This is a genomic window from Aquimarina sp. U1-2, assembly GCF_017897595.1.
Lineage (GTDB): Bacteria > Bacteroidota > Bacteroidia > Flavobacteriales > Flavobacteriaceae > Aquimarina.
In genome coordinates, this window is record NZ_JAGKIK010000096.1 from 1 (window position 1) to 400 (window position 400).

Sequence of the window (400 nt, forward strand, 5' to 3'; positions counted from 1 at the left end):
TCCTGCTCTAAGTTTTAAATCATTAATGAATGAGTCGTCTTTGATAAAACTTTCTCTAGACATACGCCATCCCAATGAAAATGATGGGAAATATCCCCAGCGTTTATCAGGTCCAAAAACACTAGATCCATCCGCTCTAAAATTGGCAGTTACAAGATACTTATCATCATAGCCATAATTTATTCTGCTTAAAAACGAAGTATTTGCTCTTTCTGATTTAAATGCTGATGCCGAAAAGAGTTCTGCACCACCACTAGGCGTTGTTATGGCATCACTTGCAAAATTTCTAGTTTGTATACTACTATCCTCAAATCTAAATTTTTGCGCAACAGAACCTACTAATGCTTCAACTTTATGTTTATTATAATTTTTATTAAAGCTTATTGTATTTTCTACAATG

At 33.5% G+C, this 400-nt stretch carries 1 pseudogene; it reads right to left on the reverse strand.

What is annotated here, in order from left to right:
- Positions 1-400 (reverse strand): annotated as a pseudogene (locus J8281_RS19180) (TonB-dependent receptor); the annotation flags it as partial.